The sequence below is a fragment of the Enterococcus sp. DIV1224 genome (assembly GCF_050555455.1).
GTDB lineage: Bacteria > Bacillota > Bacilli > Lactobacillales > Enterococcaceae > Enterococcus_B > Enterococcus_B lactis.
Genome location: NZ_CP187859.1, coordinates 732,742 through 751,578 on the forward strand (window position 1 = coordinate 732,742; position 18,837 = coordinate 751,578).

Below are 18,837 nucleotides of genomic sequence, written 5' to 3' on the forward strand. Positions count from 1 at the left end.
TTCGCTATCCAAGGATAGAAATGCTATACTGGTCATAGATTTTAAAAATGGAGGTCTTTGATATGTCACAAGTAATTACAGATAAGACATTTAATGAAGAAACAGACAAAGGACTTGTATTAATTGATTTTTGGGCAACTTGGTGTGGCCCATGTCGTATGCAGGCACCGATTTTGGATCAATTGGAACAAGAATATGATGAAGAAGAATTCAGAATTGCTAAAATGGATGTGGATGAAAATCCAGAAACTCCTCAACAATTCGGAATCATGAGTATTCCAACATTAATGTTGAAAAAAGATGGTCAAGTAGTAGAAAAAGCTGTTGGTGTTCATTCAAAAGAACAACTACGTCAAATGATCGATCAATATTTATAAAAGCTTAAAGCAAAAATAAGCTGAGGATGGGACTGAATTCAGTTCCGTCCTCGGTTTTTTTTCGGTTGAGTTAAGGTTATTCAAATTAACATTTTTTGAGTATAATTACGTTGTCAGGCTGGATTGTTTTTTTGACAGACATGCTATAATAACTTTAATTGAATATGAAGGGGAGTACCAGATGAACGAACGAATCAAAAACAAACTAGCTTTACTTCCTGATCAGCCCGGCTGTTACTTGATGAAAGATAAAAATGGAACGATCATTTATGTCGGAAAAGCCAAAATATTGAAAAATCGCGTCCGCTCATATTTTACTGGCAGCCATAATACGAAAACGGAACGGCTTGTTAGTGAAATTGAAGACTTTGAATACATCGTTACAGAATCGAATATAGAAGCTTTGCTCTTAGAAATCAATCTGATAAAGAAAAATGATCCTAAATACAATATTATGTTAAAGGATGATAAAACCTATCCTTTCCTTAAGATAACGAATGAAAAATATCCCCGTTTGGTGATTACTCGCAAAGTACTAAAAGACAAAGCACTGTATTTTGGACCATATCCAGATGTCGGTGCGGCGAATGAGACAAAGAAGATTCTCGACCGATTATTTCCTCTGAGAAAATGCAAACCTAGTCAGACGAAGGAGCCTTGTCTTTACTATCATTTGGGGCAATGTCTGTGTCCTTATTATTTCGACGTAGATCCGAAAGTCTATACGAAAATCGTTGATGAAGTGAAAAACTTTTTAAACGGAGGACACGAAAAAATCGAGTCAGAGATCCATCAGAAAATGGAAAAAGCTGCTGAAAACATGGAATTTGAAAAAGCTGCAGAATACCGAGACCAGATCCGTGCTATCGAAACAATCATGACTCGCCAAAAAATGACAAATACTGATTTACTGGATCGAGATGTATTTGGTTATGCGATTGATAAAGGCTGGATGTGTGTCCAAGTGTTTTTTGTAAGACAAGGAAAGTTAATTGAACGAGATGTTTCAATGTTTCCTTTCTATAACGAAGCAGAAGAAGATTTTTTGACTTATATTGGTCAGTTTTATCAGGAAAATGAACATTTCATTCCTAAAGAAGTCTTGATTCCTGATACGATCGACAAGCCAAGTGTAGAAGCTTTGTTGGATACGAAAGTTCTACAACCGAAACGAGGCGAAAAGAAAAAATTAGTGGAATTGGCGAATAAGAATGCCTCAGTTGCTTTGAATGAACGATTTGATCTGATTGCTAGAAAGCAGGAACGGACGATCGGAGCAGTGGAACGTTTAGGAAACGCAATGAATATCCCGACCCCAATACGCATTGAATCATTTGATAACTCTAATATCATGGGGACGAATCCTGTGGCTGCGATGGTCGTATTCATTGATGGAAAACCAGCAAAAAAAGAATATCGGAAATATAAAATAAAAACAGTCAACGGACCGGATGATTATGCATCGATGAGAGAAGTCATCTATCGCAGATATTCACGAGTGATTCGTGAAGGGTTGCCTTTACCTGATTTGATCTTGATTGATGGAGGAAAAGGACAAGTCGATGTAGCAAAAGATGTCTTAGAAAATCAATTAGGAATCGATATTCCTATTGCTGGTATGGCAAAAAACGATAAACATAAAACAAATGAGTTGCTATTCGGTACAGATTTGGCTGTAGTACCACTTGAACGAAATTCACCTGAGTTTTTCCTGCTCCAGCGGGTCCAAGATGAAGTCCATCGATTCGCAATCACTTTCCATCGGCAGCTGCGTAGTAAAAACAGTTTTGCTTCCCGATTAGACGAAATTGAAGGGCTAGGACCGAAACGAAAAAAAATGTTGCTTAAAGAGTTCAAATCATTGAAAAATATCACAGCAGCTACGATAGAAGAATTACAAGAAATCGGACTACCGAAAAATGTCGCACAAAACGTATTTGATAAATTACATCAGGAATGAGAAAAGGGCACTTTACAAAGAAAGTAAAGTGTCCTATCATTTTAATTACAACAACAAGAGAGTATACGTTTTGTTGGTAAATAATAAATCGCTTACATCTGGTGTCTTAGGATATATGGATTTATTGAAGAAGGAGTGAAGAAATGTTAGAAGTCAAGAATCTTGTTAAAACTTTTGGGAACTACACAGCTGTCGATCATGTCTCTTTCCAAATCCCAGACGGAAAAATCATGGGGCTGATTGGTCAAAACGGTGCTGGGAAGACAACGACTTTTCGTTTGATCTTGGATTTTTTGACACAAGACCAGGGAGAAGTGTTATGGAATGGTCATCATCTTGGGGAGAAAGATTATGATATCATCGGCTATCTTCCAGAAGAACGAGGACTTTATCCAAAAGTAACGATTCAAGACCAACTGCTTTATTTTGCAGAACTTAGAGGGAAATCAAGAAAAGAAATTGAACCAAAAATCGATTTTTGGATGGAAAAATTTCAGGTAAAAGGGAAAAAGACGGATAAAGTAAAATCTTTGTCTAAAGGGAATCAGCAAAAAGTCCAGCTTATCGCCACATTGATCCATGAACCTAAATTGATCATTTTGGATGAACCATTTAGCGGGTTAGATCCGGTAAACGCGGAATTACTGAAAGATGGAATATTGGAATTGAAAAAACACGGTTCGTGTGTCATTTTTTCTAGCCATAATATGGATAATGTAGAAAAAATCTGTGATCATTTGATCATGCTGCGAAACGGAAAAATGGTTTTGAATGGAAAAGTCCATGAGATCCGTGAATCATTTGGCCGTACGAAGTTATTCTTGGAATCTGGGTTAAGTCAACAGGAAGTAGAAGAAATCGAAGGCGTGAAAAAAGTGATCCTTCGTGAGGATAATACGTTAGAGATCACATTAGAAGATCCTGAAGCTGGGAAAGAAATCTTTACTCGTGCGACACAATTCGGCTATATCCCTATGTTCAACCAGCAGCCGCCAACTTTGGAAGAGATTTTCAAATTGAAAGCAGGTGAAATCGATGCGTAAGTTTTGGATTATTACCAAAGATGTCTATTTAAAAAATGTCAAGTCGATTTCTTTCTTGATTATGATATTAGTCCCTTTCATCATGCTAGGTATTATTTATGTAGCAGGAAACTTTGCCCAGCAAAATAGTGATGTCAATAAAATCGGCGTATTGGCTGATAATGAGCAAATCAGTCAGCAATTGAGCCAAGTCAAAACAGATGATTTTGAGTTCAAAGCAGTGGATTCTGAAGAAAACGCACAAAAAGACCTTTCGAAAGAAAAAATTGATGCTTATTTAGTAGTCTCAACTGATAAAGATAAAGTAAATGGGACGCTTTATAGCGAAAATTCATTGGGACAAAGTACACAACTGCTGATACAACAACAATTGACTGGCTTGCAATCGATGCTTCGAGCAAGCGAATTAGGTATTTCTCCAGAAGAAGTGGCAAGTTTGAGCCAACAGGCAAGTTTGACTCGGCAAAAAGTCAACTTTGATTCAAAAGGAAAAATGTCGGTAGGAGAAGATAATTCGACAGTCCAATATGTTGTCAGCTATGTGGCGACGATTGTCTTGTTCATTATCATTCTGACTTATGCACAAATCATTGCACAAGAGATTGCTTCTGAAAAAGGCACGCGGATCATGGAAGTGATCCTGTCCAGTACGACTGCACAAAAGCATTTTTACGGGAAACTAACTGGTGTTTTGCTTGTTGCATTAACGCAAATGGCATTATACGGCATTATTTTTGGTGTAGGATACAATCAATTCAAAGATATGGAAATGGTCAAGAATATATTGGACGGTATCTCATTAGATAATTTGATTGGACCATTCTTGTGGTATTCTCTTCTATTTATGATCTTTGGCATTTTGATTTTTTCTGTTTTGGCAGCTTTATGTGGCTCTTTGGTCAACAAAGCAGAAGATACAGCAAAAGCAATCCTGCCAGTGACTTATTTATCTTTAGGCGGATACATGCTTGGGTTGATATTAGGTGCGTCAGATCCAAATAATATCGTTATTCGGATCACTTCGTATATTCCATTTTTATCTTCTTATATTATGCCGGTTCGCTTGGCAAATGAGACAGTCGGTATGGGTGGAGCATTGATTTCCTTGTTGGTACTTGTAGCCGTGACATTCTTATTGATGATCTTGTCTGCAAACATGTACAAATCGAATGTACTCGTGTATAGCGAAGGCGGATTATGGAGTTCATTTAAACAATCGATTTCAATTATGAGAAATGAACGAAAAAAAGCATAAAATATAGAAAAAATATAGAAGGAAGCTGGACATTTATTGTTCCCAGCTTCTTTTTTGTATAGACCTATTTCTATTTTTTTATTATATTGGATATATATTCATTGAAAATAGCGTATAACAACTTTATAATGTTGAGTATACCAATTTTTGGAGGCGTTTTAATGGACCGCTATTTAGATTTACTTTCAGAGAAGTTCCCTACAACGGAAGATGTCATCACGGAAATCATCAATCTCGAAGCAATTTTGCAGCTTCCAAAAGGAACAGAGTTATTTTTGAGCGATATACATGGCGAATTTCCTGCTTTTGATCATATTCTGCGTATCGGTTCAGGAAATCTTAAAGAAAAGATCAAAGACCTTTTCTCTGAACAAATGACGGAAACGGAGATCAGCCAATTCACTATTTTTACGGCTTATCCAGAATATGTATTGACGACTGATTGGTACAAAAAACAAGATAAATCCCAGCTGATCCATCGTTTGATCGATCTTTTACGGTTTACGACAGTCAAATACACTCGATCAAAAGTTCGAAAAGGATTGCCGAAAGAATATAGCTATATCATTGAGGAACTCTTGTATATCGATGATCGTATCAACGGGAAAAAAGACTATGTAAAAAAAATCATTGAACAACTTGTCTTGATGAAGGAAGAAGAAAAATTTTTAACAAAACTTGCGCAGACGATCCAAAAATCTGTCATCGATCATTTGCATATCGTGGGTGATATTTTTGATCGGGGAACTCAAGCAGCCAAAGTAATGGATCGAATCATGGATTTTTCCTCTGTAGATATCCAGTGGGGGAATCATGATATTTTGTGGATTGGTGCGTATTGCGGCTCTGAGGCATGTTTATTGACGCTTTTACGGATTGCCGCACGCTACAACTATTTATTTGAATTAGAGAAAGAATATGGATTAAATTTACGTCCATTATTTTCTTTTGCCCATCAAACCTACCAGAAGAATCCTGTATTTACCCCTAAAAACAGGAAAGATCTATCTGAAAGAGAACAAGAAGAATTAGAAAAGATCCATCAAGCACTTTCTATCCTCCAATTCAAATCAGAACATCAGTTGTTGGATCGACGACCTGAATTTAAAATGGACGATCGTAAATTGTTGGAAAAAATCAACTATGAAGAATCAACAATCGATTTAGAAGGTCAGCTCTATGAGTTGAAAGGGACTTGTTTTCAAACGATCCAGCCAGATGATCCTAAAAAGTTCTTGGAAGAGGAACAAAAAGTGATCGATAGTTTGATGTATTCATTCCAGCACTCGTTAAGAATGCAAAAACACATGACGTTTTTGATCGAAAAAGGGGGAATGTATCTCACGAATAATCAGCATGTACTGTTTCATGGCTGTATACCTGTAGATGAAAAGGGGCAGCTCTTAGCATTTGAATTAGACCAATCTTATCGCGGAAAAGAATTACTGGGATTTTTTGAAAAACAGATAACTGAAAGCGCAAAAGATTTGACTGCAAAAGAAGATTTGGCGACCGATTTGGTTTGGTATGCGTGGAGCGGGCCATTTTCGCCTTTATTCGGCAAGAGTAAAATGGCCACTTTTGAGCGCTATTTTCTCACAGAGCCTCATACGCACGTCGAAAAAAGCAATCCCTATTATCACTTGCGAGATGAAGAGTGGTTCAGTGAAAAAATTTTGGCAGAATTCGATGCAAAAGAAGAAGGTTCAGCAATCATCAATGGGCACACGCCAGTAAAAGTAAAAAAAGGAGAGTCACCGATCAAAGCAAACGGAAAAGCATTTGTTATTGACGGAGGTCTATCCAAAGCTTATCAAAAAACAACCGGGATTGCTGGCTACTCACTATTATGCAATTCTTACGGTTTCCAAATCGTGACACATTATCCGTTCTTGCCTATTGAACAGCAATTTGCAAAAAAATCTGATCAAACGAATGTAAAAAAAGTAATCGAGCAGCAGCTCCCACGCAAACTTAATCGGGATACGACAAAAGGAATGGAATTACAGCAACAGATTACTCAGCTCCAAAGGCTGTTGGACTATCGAAAGGACGATTGAGAAAAATGCTAGCCAACATTGCTCAATAGACAAAAAAGCGACTGCAACAAAAGGCGTGTCGCAGTCTCCTTCGGAATTAGCTCAAAAAACGGAAAAATATGAGGAGCTATTTTTCCGTTTATTTCTCTAATACTCAGGTCAGGGCGCTGATTTCACGACCTCTTGGTAAACGGTGTTCAAAAGCCAGTTTCTCGGTATTAAGCCAAATTTATTTAAAAATGTGGAAAGCCATTTTCACAAAATTTTTCTTAATACTCGAAACTAAACAGCTTTTTCACAACCTCTGATTCACGGTGTTCAAAAGCTTGCATCTGCGGTAATAAGCCCAGCCAAACGAAAAATATGAGAAGCTATTTTTGTTTGACTGTTCTTATTACTTGATGCAGGACAGCTTTTTCACAACCTCTTTCCTTAAACGGTGTTCTCCTGCCAACTCCTCGGTCACAAGTCACAATATCCAACAAACATGAGAAGCTGTTTTTTGAAATTGCTCCTTGTGACTCAGAGTTAAACGGCAGGCTCACGACCTAATCAGAAAAACGATTAAAATTCATTCACAAAGAAATCGAATAAACGCTGTTCAGATGAATCTACACGATGAGAAAGTTCCGGATGCCATTGGACACCAAGGATTTTGTGCATATTATCTTTACTTTGGACTGCTTCAATGAGTCCATCGTTGGAAAAGGCGATGGCTTTTAACAAAGGAGAAAGATCTTTGACTGCCTGATGATGATAGGAATTCACAAAGTATGAATCAGGGAGAAGGTCACTTAATAAACTGTCCGAAACGATTTTGACTTCGTGAGTCGCAAACTGCGGGGCAGTGGGCTGTTGTTCGTGTTTTACGGACCATTTTGGATATAATGAAAGATCTTGATAAAGTGTTCCCTCCAACACGACATTCAATAGTTGAAGTCCTCGGCAGACTGCAAAAATCGGTTTTCTTTGTTTCAATGCTTCCAAGATCAATGCCTGTTCGAATTGGTCTCGTTGAATATTTGTTTCCGTCAGTTTTGGATGAGGGTCTTCCATGTAAAGTTGCGGACTAACATCCTGACCGCCTGCAAGAATGAGTTTGTCGATTTTCTCAATTAGTTGAGGCGCTGAATCTGGAGACATGACTGGCAGAATAAGAGGCAATCCTTGAGCATCTAAAACTGCATCCACAAATCCCTGCGGTGTATAGCTTACTTGATTTCCTTGGAAAGTATCTGTCGCTCGAATCAGTTGATTCCCGGCAATGCCGATGATTGGTTTCATTTTTATTCCCCCTAAAGTAGACTAATTGTAACAAGGATTTAAAAAAATTTAAACTATGTAAGACTTGCCCCTATACTTATCTGTTCTTGCTGTGTTACTATCTGTAAAGAGAATTTTCGTGTGAAATTCATGACGATAGTTGAAAATATTGCTTAATTTGTTATAATAAAAAGTAAGCAGAAATAAAAAGGTTGGGCGTAAGCTTCAAGGATCTAGTTCTTCAAGGGGTGAGAAGGACATTTTATTGAAGGGGCCTGCCTATACTAAGTTATCTTTAGAGGTACATACTTTCAATGAAAAAAGAAAGCATGTACCTCTTTTTTAAATCGAAAGGAAGTGAAGCAAGTGTTAGAAGCTTTGGAACAAATCCGAAAAGCAGAAGAAGAAAATGAGAAGCGTGCTCGAACCCTACGGCAGCAGTTGAAGACCTATGCAGAAGAAAAAGAGCAAGAATTGGAGATAATCCAAACGAACAGTCGGCAACAGCTGAAACAGTTGGTAGAAGAAAAAGAACAATTCGAAAAGCAAGAATTAGAAAAAGAAAAAATGAAATTGAAAGCAGAAGCAGACAAGGTGCAAGCAACTTTGAAAGACCAATATCAAAAGCATCAGAGTCAAGCAATCGGTGCAATCATTGAAAGGGTGAAAGAAACTTATGGCCGTCACTAAGATGGAAAAAGTGACCCTCATTTCAGATAAAAGAAATCAGGAGAGGATTTTACAAGCAGTACAAGGAATCCAAAATGTTGAAATCCGGGATCTGTATCAAAATAGAACAAACAACCAGTGGGTAGAAAAATATTTTCCAGATACCACGATTATTGATAAAGAAGCAAAATTAGGCGCTTTAGGCAATCGGCTGAAAGACATCCAAGAAGCTATCCAATTCATACAACACCACGGCGATAGCCGTCAAAAGAAACTCCATTTGAAACGTCAAGAACTTTCCTTACAAGACTTGGAAGCAAATTATTCCGAAGAAAATTTCATGAATAAATTAGAAGAAGTCCTTGATTTAAAAGAAAAGTGGGAACAGCTAACTGAAAAACGTGATCGTTTAGAAGAAGAGGAAGAATGGCTTCTTCATTGGCAACAGCTGGATATTGCTCCAAGTATGTATGCAAGTAAGACGACCATTTTTGAGATGGGGACTGTGAGTGCAGCAAATTTTGAAAGTTTCAAGGAAGAACTAATTAAGCTTGATGACGTTTATATGGAAGAAATAGATTATACGCCAAAACAAGTTTATCTTTCGTATGTTGCTTTAAAAAAATCAGCTGCTGCTATAGAAGAAATTGCTGGGAAATACGGGTTCAATAAAGAAACGTATCCTTATGAACAAAATCCTAAAGAAAAACTGCAAGAAACCAAACAGCAATTGTCCGTTGTTCACGAGCACCAAAAGAAGATAACGACAGCGTTAGGTCAGTGCAGCGGCTATATCCAAGAATTTGAATGGGTAGAAGAAGTCACACTTGCCGTTGCAGAACGGGAAAAAGTAAAAGAACGGTTTATCCATGCGACTTATCTGATCGTTTTGCAAGGTTGGGTAGATGCAGAAGAAAAACAGAATTTGATGCATGTGTTAACCGAAACTGTATCAGAAGAAGATATATATATTAGTTTCGAAACACCAAACTCAGAAGAGATTCAGCAGGAAGTCCCTACTAAATTGAAAAACCATCCGCTTATCGAACCTTTTGAATTGCTGACTGAAATGTACAGTCTGCCAAAATATGAAGAAGTAGATCCAACGCCTTGGATGACACCATTTTATCTTGTCTTCTTCGGGATGATGGTCGCAGATGTTGGTTACGGATTGCTGATGCTCATTGGGACAATACTAGCTCAAAAACTACTTGTTTTACCACGTGGGATGAAACGTTTCGTAAAATTCTTTGAGATTCTCTCGGTACCATCGATCATCTGGGGATTGATCTACAGTTCATTTTTCGGACAGGCATTACCAAAAGAACTATTTGGCATCCGCTTGCCTTTCCCAATCCTATCTACAACGGATGACGTCAATACGATTTTGATTTTATCCGTGATTTTCGGTCTGATACAGATCTTGGTTGGATTATTTGTGGCAGCAAAGGAAAATATCAGGAGAAAAGATTACTTGAGTGCTGTCAGTGATGGATTTGCCTGGCAAGGGATCCTGATTGGGATCGTTATTGCATTGATTGGTGCCATGTTGATAAAAAATACAGCATTTGTTTATCTTGGCGCGGGGCTATCGATCATTGCTGCTTTATGTATCTTAATCGTGCCGATTATCCAATCGCCGTCTAAAGTCAAGGGTGCTGCCAAAGGAGCGTATAATCTTTACGGATTGACGGGTTATATCGGTGATTTAGTCAGTTATACACGTTTGATGGCATTAGGTATTTCAGGCGGAAGTATTGGCGCGGCATTCAATATGCTGGTTGCTTTCATGCCGCCAGCCGCTCGATTCAGTGTAGGGATCCTTTTGATCATCGCTTTACACGCACTGAATATGTTTTTGACACTGTTGAGTGCCTATGTCCATGGCGCACGATTGCAGTATGTCGAATTTTTTGGGAAATTTTATACAGGAGGCGGACGTGCCTTTGACCCGCTGAAAACGGCGGAAAAATACGTCAACATCAATCATAAGAAAAAAAACAATAAATAATTGGAGGATTTTTATACAATGATGGATTACTTAATTAGTCAAAATGGTGGAATGGTATTTGCAGTATTAGCGATGGCAACAGCGACGATTTTTTCAGGGATCGGTTCAGCTAAAGGTGTTGGAATGACAGGTGAGGCAGCAGCAGCGTTAACAACAAGTCAACCCGAAAAATTCGGACAGGCTCTGATTCTGCAATTGCTTCCGGGTACGCAAGGGTTGTATGGATTCGTTATCGCCTTTTTGATTTTTATCAACTTAGGAAATGATATGTCAGTTGTACAAGGTTTGAACTTTTTAGGCGCTTCTCTGCCGATTGCTTTTACAGGCTTGTTTTCAGGTATCGCCCAAGGGAAAGTTGCAGCAGCAGGTATCCAAATTTTAGCGAAAAAACCTGAACATGCTACAAAAGGAATCATTTTTGCTGCGATGGTTGAAACATATGCGATTTTAGGTTTCGTTATTTCCTTCCTATTAGTATTGAATGCCTAAGCATAAAGGAGGAAAAACAGATGAACGCCATTGAAAAAATCATCTCTCAGATGAATGAAGCAGCAGAGCAAGAAAGAGCGGCGTTAGAGCAAGAAGAGCGAATGAAGATCGATCAAAACTTTGAACAAAAACGTACGCAAATCGAAACAGAACATCAAAAACAAAAAGAAAAACAAATCGAATTACTTGAAAAAAAATACCGTCAGCTTAGGAATCGCCAACAAGTAGAAGTGCGACAAGAAAATTTGAACGCGAAGCAGGAATTTTTACGTCGATTGTTTGCAGATGCAATAGCTGAAATGGAGAATTGGGATGAATCTGAACAAATCCAGTTTATCAAAAATTCATTGTATTCATTACCTTTGACAGGCAAAGTAACATTCATTGCTGGAGAAAAATCAGCAGCTTATCTTTCTCAGACATTGTTGGATGAATGGAACAATGAACTTCCCTTTACGATGGTTTTAAGCGATGAATCTGTTGCTGGTCAAGCTGGGTTTCTGATAAACGATCAAGGAGTTCAGTATAATTTTCTTTTCAGCAGCCTTGTACAAGATATCCAAGGAACGATGAGTTTTGAGATTGCCAATCAATTATTCGAATAAGGAGGGATCAGTGTATGGAATACCACGAACTAAATCCCTTGATTCGCGGAAGAGAGCTTGAACTTTTGTCCAATGAGACATTTGAACGGATGATTCAAACCAATTCTGTCGAAGCACTTGGTGAGATATTGAAATCCACGATTTACAGTCCATATATCTATGACGGATATGAATATGACTTTGAACAGAATCTTTTAAAGGAGCAGAGCCGTCTATTTCGCTGGTTAAAGGAATCAGCACCGGAGCCTGAAATCGTTTGGATCTATACGATGCGTTATACTTTCCATAATCTGAAAGCTTTAACAAAGGCTGAGATGACAAATCAAAATCTGGACCATTTGTATATCGACGATGGGTTTTATTCATTAGAAACCTTGAAGGATGCCATTCATACGCAAGTTTCAAATGAACTCCCTGAAAGTATTATGGATAGTATACGAGAAGTCCGCGATTATTTTGAAGAGTCTACCATTCTTCAGGGAATCGATGTGATCTATGATCGGCAGTTTATGACTGAACAGCGACGGCTCGCCGATAAGCTAGGATATCAAGAATTACTGACAGAAGTCATTACTTTTATTGACTTGACCAATATCACAACGATGGCTCGAGGAATATTGCAGAAAAGAACATATGGGTTCATGACGACGGTGCTTTCCAGTTCGGGAAGTATCGAAAAAGAAGTATTTTTGAACTTTGTAGATAAAGACATGGAAGCTTACACGAACTTTCTATTAGAGACAGATTATGCTGAGTTTCTGCGTCCTGTCATCCGTGAGGGAAATCTTGATCTCGTAAAGCTTGAACAGTTGAAAGATGATTATCTAAGTTCATTGTATCAAGAAGCACAAACCCAGGCTTTCGGACCACTGCCACTACTAGCCTTTTTGAACGCAAAAGAGGTAGAAAGCAAAAACCTTCGTTTACTGGTTATCGGCAAAAGAAGCCATTTCGAACCAGAAACAATCAGAAAGCGGGTGAGACAAGTCTATGACGCATAAGATCGGTGTAGTTGGCGACAAAGATTCTGTTTTGCCATTCAAATTGTTTGGCTTCGATGTTCGTTACGGTACAACCAAGCAGACCGTTCGCCAGGCAATTGAAGAAATGGCAAAGAATGAATATGGCGTGATTTATGTCACAGAGCAATGTGCAGCATTGAGCCCAGAAACGATCGAACGTTACAAGGAACAAATGATACCTGCTATCGTATTGATTCCCAACCATCAAGGATCATTAGGGATTGGGCTGGAAGAAATTCAAAAGAACGTAGAAAAAGCAGTAGGTCAAAATATCTTATAGTATGAAAAGGAGATAGAAATTTTGCAAATTGGAAAAATCATAAAAGTCTCCGGACCTCTTGTAATGGCTGAAAACATGTCTGATGCCAGTATCCAGGACATGTGTTTAGTGGGAGATCTAGGAGTTATCGGAGAAATTATCGAGATGCGTGGCGATGTGGCGTCTATTCAAGTATATGAAGAGACTTCTGGAATTGGTCCAGGCGAACCGGTTCGCTCTACTGGTGAAGCTTTATCTGTTGAATTAGGACCAGGGATCATTTCACAAATGTTTGACGGAATCCAACGGCCATTAGATACCTTTATGGAAATCACACAAAGTAATTTCTTAGGACGGGGAGTCCAATTGCCTGCATTGGATCATGAGAAAAAATGGTGGTTCGAACCCACATTAGAAGCCGGAGAAACGGTTAGTGCTGGCGATGTGATTGGAATCGTAGAAGAAACAAAAGTTATCAAACACAAAATCATGGTGCCAAATGGGATAAAAGGTACGATCAAAACAATCGAAAAAGGGTCGTTCACTATTGATGAAACCGTATGTGTCGTTGAAACTGAAAATGGTGACAAAAACTTGACGATGCTCCAAAAATGGCCAGTAAGACGTAGTCGACCAATCAAAGAAAAATTAAACCCTGATGCACCGATGATCACCGGACAGCGAGTGATCGATACGTTCTTCCCAGTGACAAAGGGGGGAGCAGCAGCTGTTCCTGGTCCATTTGGTGCAGGAAAAACAGTCGTTCAGCATCAAATCGCAAAATGGGCCGATGTGGACATGGTCGTTTATGTGGGATGCGGTGAACGCGGAAATGAGATGACGGATGTTTTAAATGAATTCCCTGAATTGATTGACCCTAATACAGGAGAATCGTTGATGGAACGTACGGTATTGATTGCCAATACATCTAACATGCCAGTAGCGGCTCGAGAAGCTTCTATCTATACGGGAATCACGATTGCGGAATATTTCCGTGACATGGGTTATGACGTTGCTATCATGGCTGACTCCACTTCACGATGGGCAGAAGCACTTCGTGAGATGAGCGGACGTTTGGAAGAAATGCCTGGTGATGAAGGTTATCCAGCTTATCTTGGTTCCCGTCTTGCGGAATACTATGAACGATCTGGAAGAGTCATTGCTTTAGGATCAGAAGGTCGCGAAGGAAGTATAACCGCAATCAGTGCTGTATCGCCTTCTGGAGGGGATATTTCGGAACCAGTCACACAAAATACATTGCGGGTCGTAAAAGTATTCTGGGGACTTGATTCGACTTTAGCCCAAAAAAGACATTTTCCTTCAATCGATTGGATCCAAAGTTATTCTCTTTATTCAACAGAAGTAGGGAAGTACATGGATCATATCCTTCAAGCTGACTGGGCATCCATGGTCACTGAGGGCATGCGTATTTTGCAGGAAGAACAGCAGCTGAATGAAATCGTGCGTTTGGTAGGGATTGATTCCCTTTCAGATAATGACCGTCTGACATTAGAAGTGGCAAAATCCATTCGTGAAGATTATTTGCAGCAAAATGCTTTTGATGATGTCGATACATTCACTTCAAGAGAGAAACAATTCAAAATGTTGAAGATGATCTTGACCTTTGGTGAAGAAGGACGCCGTGCGTTGTCGTTAGGTGCTTATTTAAGTGAGATCATGGACGGTACCATGTCGATTCGTGAAAGGATCGGACGAAGCAAATATATCCCGGAAACAGAATTAGAAAAACTAGATCAAATTATCGGTGAAATCAAACAAACGATGCAAACAATCGTTTCAGAAGGAGGCATGAGCAATGATTAAAGAATATCGTACGATCGGTGAAGTCGTCGGTCCATTGATGGCGGTTGAAAAAGTTGCTGGTGTCAAATATGAAGAATTAATCGAAGTCCGTATGCAAAATGGCGAGATTCGTCGTGGACAAGTATTGGAAGTCCAAGAAGATAAAGCAATGGTCCAAATATTTGAAGGAACAAGTGGTATCAATTTACGTGACTCTTCTGTACGATTTTTAGGACATCCTTTAGAACTAGGTGTATCGGAAGACATGATCGGTCGAGTATTCGATGGCTTGGGACGTCCAAAAGATAATGGACCAGAAATCCTGCCCGAAAAGTATTTGGATATTAACGGAGAAGTAATCAATCCAGTAGCTCGGGATTACCCAGATGAGTTTATCCAAACAGGGATTTCTGCAATCGATCATTTGAACACATTAGTTCGTGGACAAAAATTACCAGTATTTTCTGGTTCTGGTCTTCCTCACAAAGAATTAGCTGCTCAGATTGCGCGACAAGCAACGGTACTTGATTCATCAGATGATTTCGCCGTAGTCTTTGCTGCTATTGGAATCACTTTTGAAGAAGCAGAATTTTTCATGGAAGATTTTCGACAAACTGGTGCAATCGACCGTTCTGTCATGTTCATGAATTTAGCAAACGACCCTGCAATCGAACGTATTGCTACTCCTCGTATGGCTTTGACTGCTGCAGAATATCTTGCTTATGAAAAAGGAATGCATGTATTGGTTATCATGACAGACATGACCAACTATGCAGAGGCATTGCGAGAGATTTCTGCAGCACGGCGAGAAGTTCCAGGAAGAAGAGGCTATCCTGGGTATCTTTACACGAACTTAGCTACTTTGTTCGAACGAGCAGGAAGGATCCGCGGACTAAAAGGATCAGTTACTCAAATTCCGATTTTAACAATGCCAGAAGACGATAAGACCCATCCGATCCCTGACTTGACCGGTTATATTACAGAAGGTCAGATCATCTTGACTAGAGAGCTTTACAAGAGTGGGATTCAACCACCAATTGATGTACTTCCGTCTCTTTCGCGGTTAAAAGATAAAGGAACTGGACCCGGAAAGACAAGAGAAGACCATGCGGCTACGATGAATCAGCTTTTTGCAGCCTATGCACAAGGAAAACAGGCAAAAGAATTAGCCGTAGTTTTAGGAGAATCTGCTTTATCTGATGTAGATAAGATCTATGCGAAGTTTGCTGAGCGGTTTGAAAAAGAATATGTCAATCAAGGATTCCACACGAACCGTTCGATTACTGAAACACTTGATCTAGGGTGGGAACTGCTATCGATGTTGCCAAGAACCGAATTAAAACGAATCAAAGACGACATGCTGGACAAATATCTGCCAGAAGGGAAGTGAGTTCTGATGGCACGATTGAATGTGAATCCGACTCGCATGGAATTGACCCGATTGAAAAAACAGTTGACAACTGCCACAAGAGGGCATAAATTATTAAAAGATAAGCAAGATGAACTGATGCGTCAATTCATCCTGTTGATTCGAAAGAACAACCAACTGCGTCAAGAAATGGAAGAGTCTATGACAGAAGCAATGTCTGATTTTGTATTGGCAAATGCTTCGATCACGGAACCTTTCATCGAAGAATTGTTTGCTTTGCCGGCGGAAAACGTTGATTTATCTATTGTAGACAAAAATATCATGAGTGTAAAAGTACCTGTGATGAATTTTGAATATGATGAACAGCTGACAGACTCCCCTTTGGAATACGGGTATTTGAATTCCAGTGCCGAACTGGATCGGTCAATCGATCGCTTTACTACCTTGCTTCCAAAACTTTTGGAACTGACAGAAATCGAAAAAACTTGTCAGCTGATGGCGAGTGAAATCGAAAAGACACGTCGACGAGTCAATGCATTAGAATATATGACGATTCCTCAATTAGAAGAAACGATCTATTATATTCGTATGAAGCTAGAAGAAAACGAGCGCGCAGAAGTAACAAGGTTGATCAAAGTAAAAAATATGGGTACCACTGACTAAGTGGTATCCTTTTTTAAAAGAGGAAAACGATGATTAAACAAAACAAACAATTAAAGAAACGCTTGCCGGCCGTTCAGCTTCTCGCATTAGGATTTTTTCTCCTGATTTTAGTTGGCGGCGGCCTACTTACCCTGCCATTTTTTAGTAATAGTGGGCATGGGACAAATTTTATCGATGCGCTTTTCACTGCAACTTCTGCCGTCTGCGTGACGGGATTGACGACATTGAATACAGCAGAACATTGGAACAGTGCTGGTCAGTTTTTGATCATGCTTTTGATTGAGATCGGCGGTCTTGGTTTTATGATGGTTCCGATTCTATGCTTTGCATTGATAAAGAAAAAAGTCAGTCTCAGCACACGTATTATATTAAAAGAAGCGCTAAATCTAGAAGAAGTATCAGGTGTGATGAAGCTCATGCTTTACATCCTGAAATTGGCCTTTGTGATTCAATTGATTGGTACGGTTGCTTTATCTTTTGTATTTGTGCCTGAATTTGGCTGGCTGAAAGGGATCTGGTACAGTTTGTTTCACGCAATCTCTAGTTTTTGTAATGCAGGGTTTGATTTGTTAGGAGACAGTTTAGCCAATCACCAGCAAAATGTTTATTTGATCATGGTGGTATCTGCTTTGATTATTTCTGGCGGATTAGGCTTTATCGTTTGGCGTGACTTATTGGAATATCATCAGAAAAAGAAGATGACGATTCATTCAAAAATCGCATTAACCGTTACAGGTACCCTTTTATTAGGCGGTTTCGTTGTGTTCTTTTTCACAGAACACAATGGGGCAACGTTAGTGGAAGGGAATATGTTTCAACGATTGGCAAATACTTTTTTTATGAGTGTAACACCTAGAACGGCTGGATATTATTCAGTTGATTACCTCCATATGAGTCATGCCGGTCTGATCTTAACGATGTTTTTGATGTACATTGGCGGAACATCTGGGTCGACTGCCGGCGGATTGAAAACAACTACGTTAGGTGTGTTGCTGATCCAGATGCGTTCGATGCTTAAAGGACGTACGAGAGCGGAAGCATTTGGCCGTACAATCCGTCAAGGCGCAGTGTTGCGAGCACTCACGTTGTTTTTTATCACGTTGACACTGTGTGTAGTCGCCATCATGATTTTATCAGTGACTGAAACGATACCTAAAACTTCTGGCATCGAATATATTGCTTTTGAGGTCTTTTCTGCATTTGGAACAGTAGGACTTACGATGGGATTGACGCCAGACTTGACTGCAATAGGGAAATTGATCATTATAGCGCTTATGTACATTGGACGAGTTGGGGTATTGACTGTGGTCTTCTCTCTGATGACAAAAGCACAAAGAACTCAATCAAAATACAAATATCCAGAAGAAAGTGTCATGATTGGATAAAGTATGCGGATAACATAAATAGAGGTTGTGACAGAAGGAGGCAGCTTCAAGAAATAAGAAGGAATTTACGGAAATTACTTCTCAAATTTTTGTGAAATTTCGGCTTATTTCCGAAGAAGCTACTTCTGGAACATCGTTTATTCGAAAAAAAGAAACTGTGACAAGATTTTTGTCACAGTTTCTTTTTATTAGCCTCGGATGACTTCGATTTTATAACCATCAGGGTCAATGACAAAGTAGTAAGAAGGCGCAGTGCCAGGTAATCCTTTTAAGTCAGTAATTTCAAGACCTGCAGCTTTATGCTGTTCATGTAATTTTTCTAAATCATCAGCTGCAATAGCTATATGACCATAACCATTTCCTAAATCATAGGCACCATGATTGTAGTTATAAGTCAACTCTAATTCATAGTCATCCCCAGGAAGTGTCAAATAAACAAGTGTAAATTTGTTTTCTGGAAAATCACGGCGGCGGCTTTCTTCAAAACCAAATGCCTTTTGATAAAATTCGATTGATGCTTCAAGATCTTTCACTCGAACACATGTGTGAGCCATTTTCATAGATTCATCTCTCCCTTTCCTTTTATTTAATCATAACAAAAAGAAGTAAGGAAATAGTTGATTTA

The 18,837-nt window shown here is 39.1% G+C and carries 17 protein-coding genes and 1 other annotated feature; of the genes, 15 read left to right on the forward strand and 2 right to left on the reverse strand.

Annotation, left to right across the window (positions count from 1 at the left end; genetic code table 11):
• Positions 1–62: 62 nt before the first annotated feature.
• From trxA to IGK53_RS03435, 5 genes are all read left to right on the forward strand, one after another.
• On the forward strand, positions 63–377 hold the full coding sequence (gene trxA, locus IGK53_RS03415; protein ID WP_002290803.1) for a thioredoxin: 315 nt from the start codon (positions 63–65) through the stop codon (positions 375–377).
• A gap of 181 nt (positions 378–558) precedes the next feature.
• Entirely contained in the window at positions 559–2,337 is a 1,779-nt protein-coding gene (uvrC, locus tag IGK53_RS03420) for an excinuclease ABC subunit UvrC (protein ID WP_002290804.1), read from the forward strand.
• A 143-nt stretch (positions 2,338–2,480) separates the two neighbouring features.
• Positions 2,481–3,380, forward strand: coding sequence for an ABC transporter ATP-binding protein (locus IGK53_RS03425; protein ID WP_002290805.1), 900 nt, complete (start codon positions 2,481–2,483; stop codon positions 3,378–3,380).
• Positions 3,373–4,635 (forward strand): ABC transporter permease, encoded by a 1,263-nt coding sequence (locus IGK53_RS03430; RefSeq protein WP_002329498.1) that lies wholly within the window; start codon positions 3,373–3,375, stop codon positions 4,633–4,635. The genes IGK53_RS03425 and IGK53_RS03430 overlap by 8 nt, the downstream gene beginning before the upstream one ends.
• Before the next feature lie 161 nt (positions 4,636–4,796).
• Positions 4,797–6,695 carry a fructose-1,6-bisphosphatase gene (locus IGK53_RS03435; RefSeq protein ID WP_080489341.1) on the forward strand — a complete coding sequence of 633 codons (1,899 nt, stop codon included), beginning with the start codon at positions 4,797–4,799 and terminating at the stop codon, positions 6,693–6,695.
• Between the two features lie 543 nt (positions 6,696–7,238).
• On the opposite strand, the gene IGK53_RS03440 is transcribed toward IGK53_RS03435, so the two are convergent.
• Positions 7,239–7,958, reverse strand: coding sequence for a gamma-glutamyl-gamma-aminobutyrate hydrolase family protein (locus IGK53_RS03440; protein WP_002292852.1), 720 nt, complete (start codon positions 7,956–7,958; stop codon positions 7,239–7,241).
• Between the two features lie 189 nt (positions 7,959–8,147).
• Positions 8,148–8,195, forward strand: a sequence feature (sodium ion sensor (DUF1646 type); this cis-regulatory element may regulate processes involved in with the transportation of sodium ions).
• A 99-nt stretch (positions 8,196–8,294) separates the two neighbouring features.
• Between IGK53_RS03440 and IGK53_RS03445 the strand changes: the two genes are divergently transcribed.
• The 10 genes from IGK53_RS03445 to IGK53_RS03490 are packed head-to-tail and all read left to right on the forward strand — an operon-like array spanning position 8,295 to position 18,212.
• The gene (locus IGK53_RS03445) at positions 8,295–8,627 is read left to right on the forward strand and encodes a hypothetical protein (RefSeq protein ID WP_002320976.1); all 333 of its coding nucleotides are present in this window, start codon (positions 8,295–8,297) and stop codon (positions 8,625–8,627) included.
• Complete coding sequence (locus IGK53_RS03450) at positions 8,614–10,617, forward strand: V-type ATP synthase subunit I (RefSeq protein ID WP_430604997.1); 2,004 nt, start codon at positions 8,614–8,616, stop codon at positions 10,615–10,617. Before IGK53_RS03445 ends, IGK53_RS03450 begins: the two co-directional genes overlap by 14 nt.
• A gap of 18 nt (positions 10,618–10,635) precedes the next feature.
• Positions 10,636–11,106, forward strand: coding sequence for a V-type ATP synthase subunit K (locus IGK53_RS03455; protein ID WP_002292848.1), 471 nt, complete (start codon positions 10,636–10,638; stop codon positions 11,104–11,106).
• 20 nt (positions 11,107–11,126) lie between these two features.
• Complete coding sequence (locus tag IGK53_RS03460) at positions 11,127–11,711, forward strand: V-type ATP synthase subunit E (RefSeq protein ID WP_002308528.1); 585 nt, start codon at positions 11,127–11,129, stop codon at positions 11,709–11,711.
• Between the two features lie 14 nt (positions 11,712–11,725).
• A complete protein-coding gene (locus IGK53_RS03465) occupies positions 11,726–12,712 on the forward strand; it encodes a V-type ATPase subunit (protein WP_002308529.1) in 987 nt (328 codons plus the stop codon).
• Positions 12,702–13,013, forward strand: coding sequence for a V-type ATP synthase subunit F (locus IGK53_RS03470; RefSeq protein ID WP_002292844.1), 312 nt, complete (start codon positions 12,702–12,704; stop codon positions 13,011–13,013). Before IGK53_RS03465 ends, IGK53_RS03470 begins: the two co-directional genes overlap by 11 nt.
• Before the next feature lie 21 nt (positions 13,014–13,034).
• A complete protein-coding gene (locus IGK53_RS03475; protein ID WP_073357419.1) occupies positions 13,035–14,816 on the forward strand; it encodes a V-type ATP synthase subunit A in 1,782 nt (593 codons plus the stop codon).
• A complete protein-coding gene (locus tag IGK53_RS03480) occupies positions 14,809–16,185 on the forward strand; it encodes a V-type ATP synthase subunit B (RefSeq protein WP_002308533.1) in 1,377 nt (458 codons plus the stop codon). Before IGK53_RS03475 ends, IGK53_RS03480 begins: the two co-directional genes overlap by 8 nt.
• Before the next feature lie 6 nt (positions 16,186–16,191).
• On the forward strand, positions 16,192–16,827 hold the full coding sequence (locus IGK53_RS03485; RefSeq protein WP_073357420.1) for a V-type ATP synthase subunit D: 636 nt from the start codon (positions 16,192–16,194) through the stop codon (positions 16,825–16,827).
• A gap of 29 nt (positions 16,828–16,856) precedes the next feature.
• A complete protein-coding gene (locus IGK53_RS03490) occupies positions 16,857–18,212 on the forward strand; it encodes a TrkH family potassium uptake protein (RefSeq protein WP_002308536.1) in 1,356 nt (451 codons plus the stop codon).
• Between the two features lie 188 nt (positions 18,213–18,400).
• On the opposite strand, the gene gloA is transcribed toward IGK53_RS03490, so the two are convergent.
• Positions 18,401–18,772 (reverse strand): lactoylglutathione lyase, encoded by a 372-nt coding sequence (gloA, locus tag IGK53_RS03495; protein ID WP_047927411.1) that lies wholly within the window; start codon positions 18,770–18,772, stop codon positions 18,401–18,403.
• Positions 18,773–18,837 lie beyond the last annotated feature (65 nt).

Bases quoted from the DNA above. Each gene is read 5' to 3' on its own strand.
- trxA (WP_002290803.1), top strand. From the start codon at position 63: ATGTCACAAGTAATTACAGATAAGACATTTAATGAAGAAACAGACAAA.
- uvrC (WP_002290804.1), top strand. From the start codon at position 559: ATGAACGAACGAATCAAAAACAAACTAGCTTTACTTCCTGATCAGCCC.
- IGK53_RS03425 (WP_002290805.1), top strand. From the start codon at position 2,481: ATGTTAGAAGTCAAGAATCTTGTTAAAACTTTTGGGAACTACACAGCT.
- IGK53_RS03430 (WP_002329498.1), top strand. From the start codon at position 3,373: ATGCGTAAGTTTTGGATTATTACCAAAGATGTCTATTTAAAAAATGTC.
- IGK53_RS03435 (WP_080489341.1), top strand. From the start codon at position 4,797: ATGGACCGCTATTTAGATTTACTTTCAGAGAAGTTCCCTACAACGGAA.
- IGK53_RS03440 (WP_002292852.1), bottom strand. From the start codon at position 7,958: ATGAAACCAATCATCGGCATTGCCGGGAATCAACTGATTCGAGCGACA.
- IGK53_RS03450 (WP_430604997.1), top strand. From the start codon at position 8,614: ATGGCCGTCACTAAGATGGAAAAAGTGACCCTCATTTCAGATAAAAGA.
- IGK53_RS03455 (WP_002292848.1), top strand. From the start codon at position 10,636: ATGATGGATTACTTAATTAGTCAAAATGGTGGAATGGTATTTGCAGTA.
- IGK53_RS03460 (WP_002308528.1), top strand. From the start codon at position 11,127: ATGAACGCCATTGAAAAAATCATCTCTCAGATGAATGAAGCAGCAGAG.
- IGK53_RS03465 (WP_002308529.1), top strand. From the start codon at position 11,726: ATGGAATACCACGAACTAAATCCCTTGATTCGCGGAAGAGAGCTTGAA.
- IGK53_RS03470 (WP_002292844.1), top strand. From the start codon at position 12,702: ATGACGCATAAGATCGGTGTAGTTGGCGACAAAGATTCTGTTTTGCCA.
- IGK53_RS03480 (WP_002308533.1), top strand. From the start codon at position 14,809: ATGATTAAAGAATATCGTACGATCGGTGAAGTCGTCGGTCCATTGATG.
- IGK53_RS03485 (WP_073357420.1), top strand. From the start codon at position 16,192: ATGGCACGATTGAATGTGAATCCGACTCGCATGGAATTGACCCGATTG.
- IGK53_RS03490 (WP_002308536.1), top strand. From the start codon at position 16,857: ATGATTAAACAAAACAAACAATTAAAGAAACGCTTGCCGGCCGTTCAG.
- gloA (WP_047927411.1), bottom strand. From the start codon at position 18,772: ATGAAAATGGCTCACACATGTGTTCGAGTGAAAGATCTTGAAGCATCA.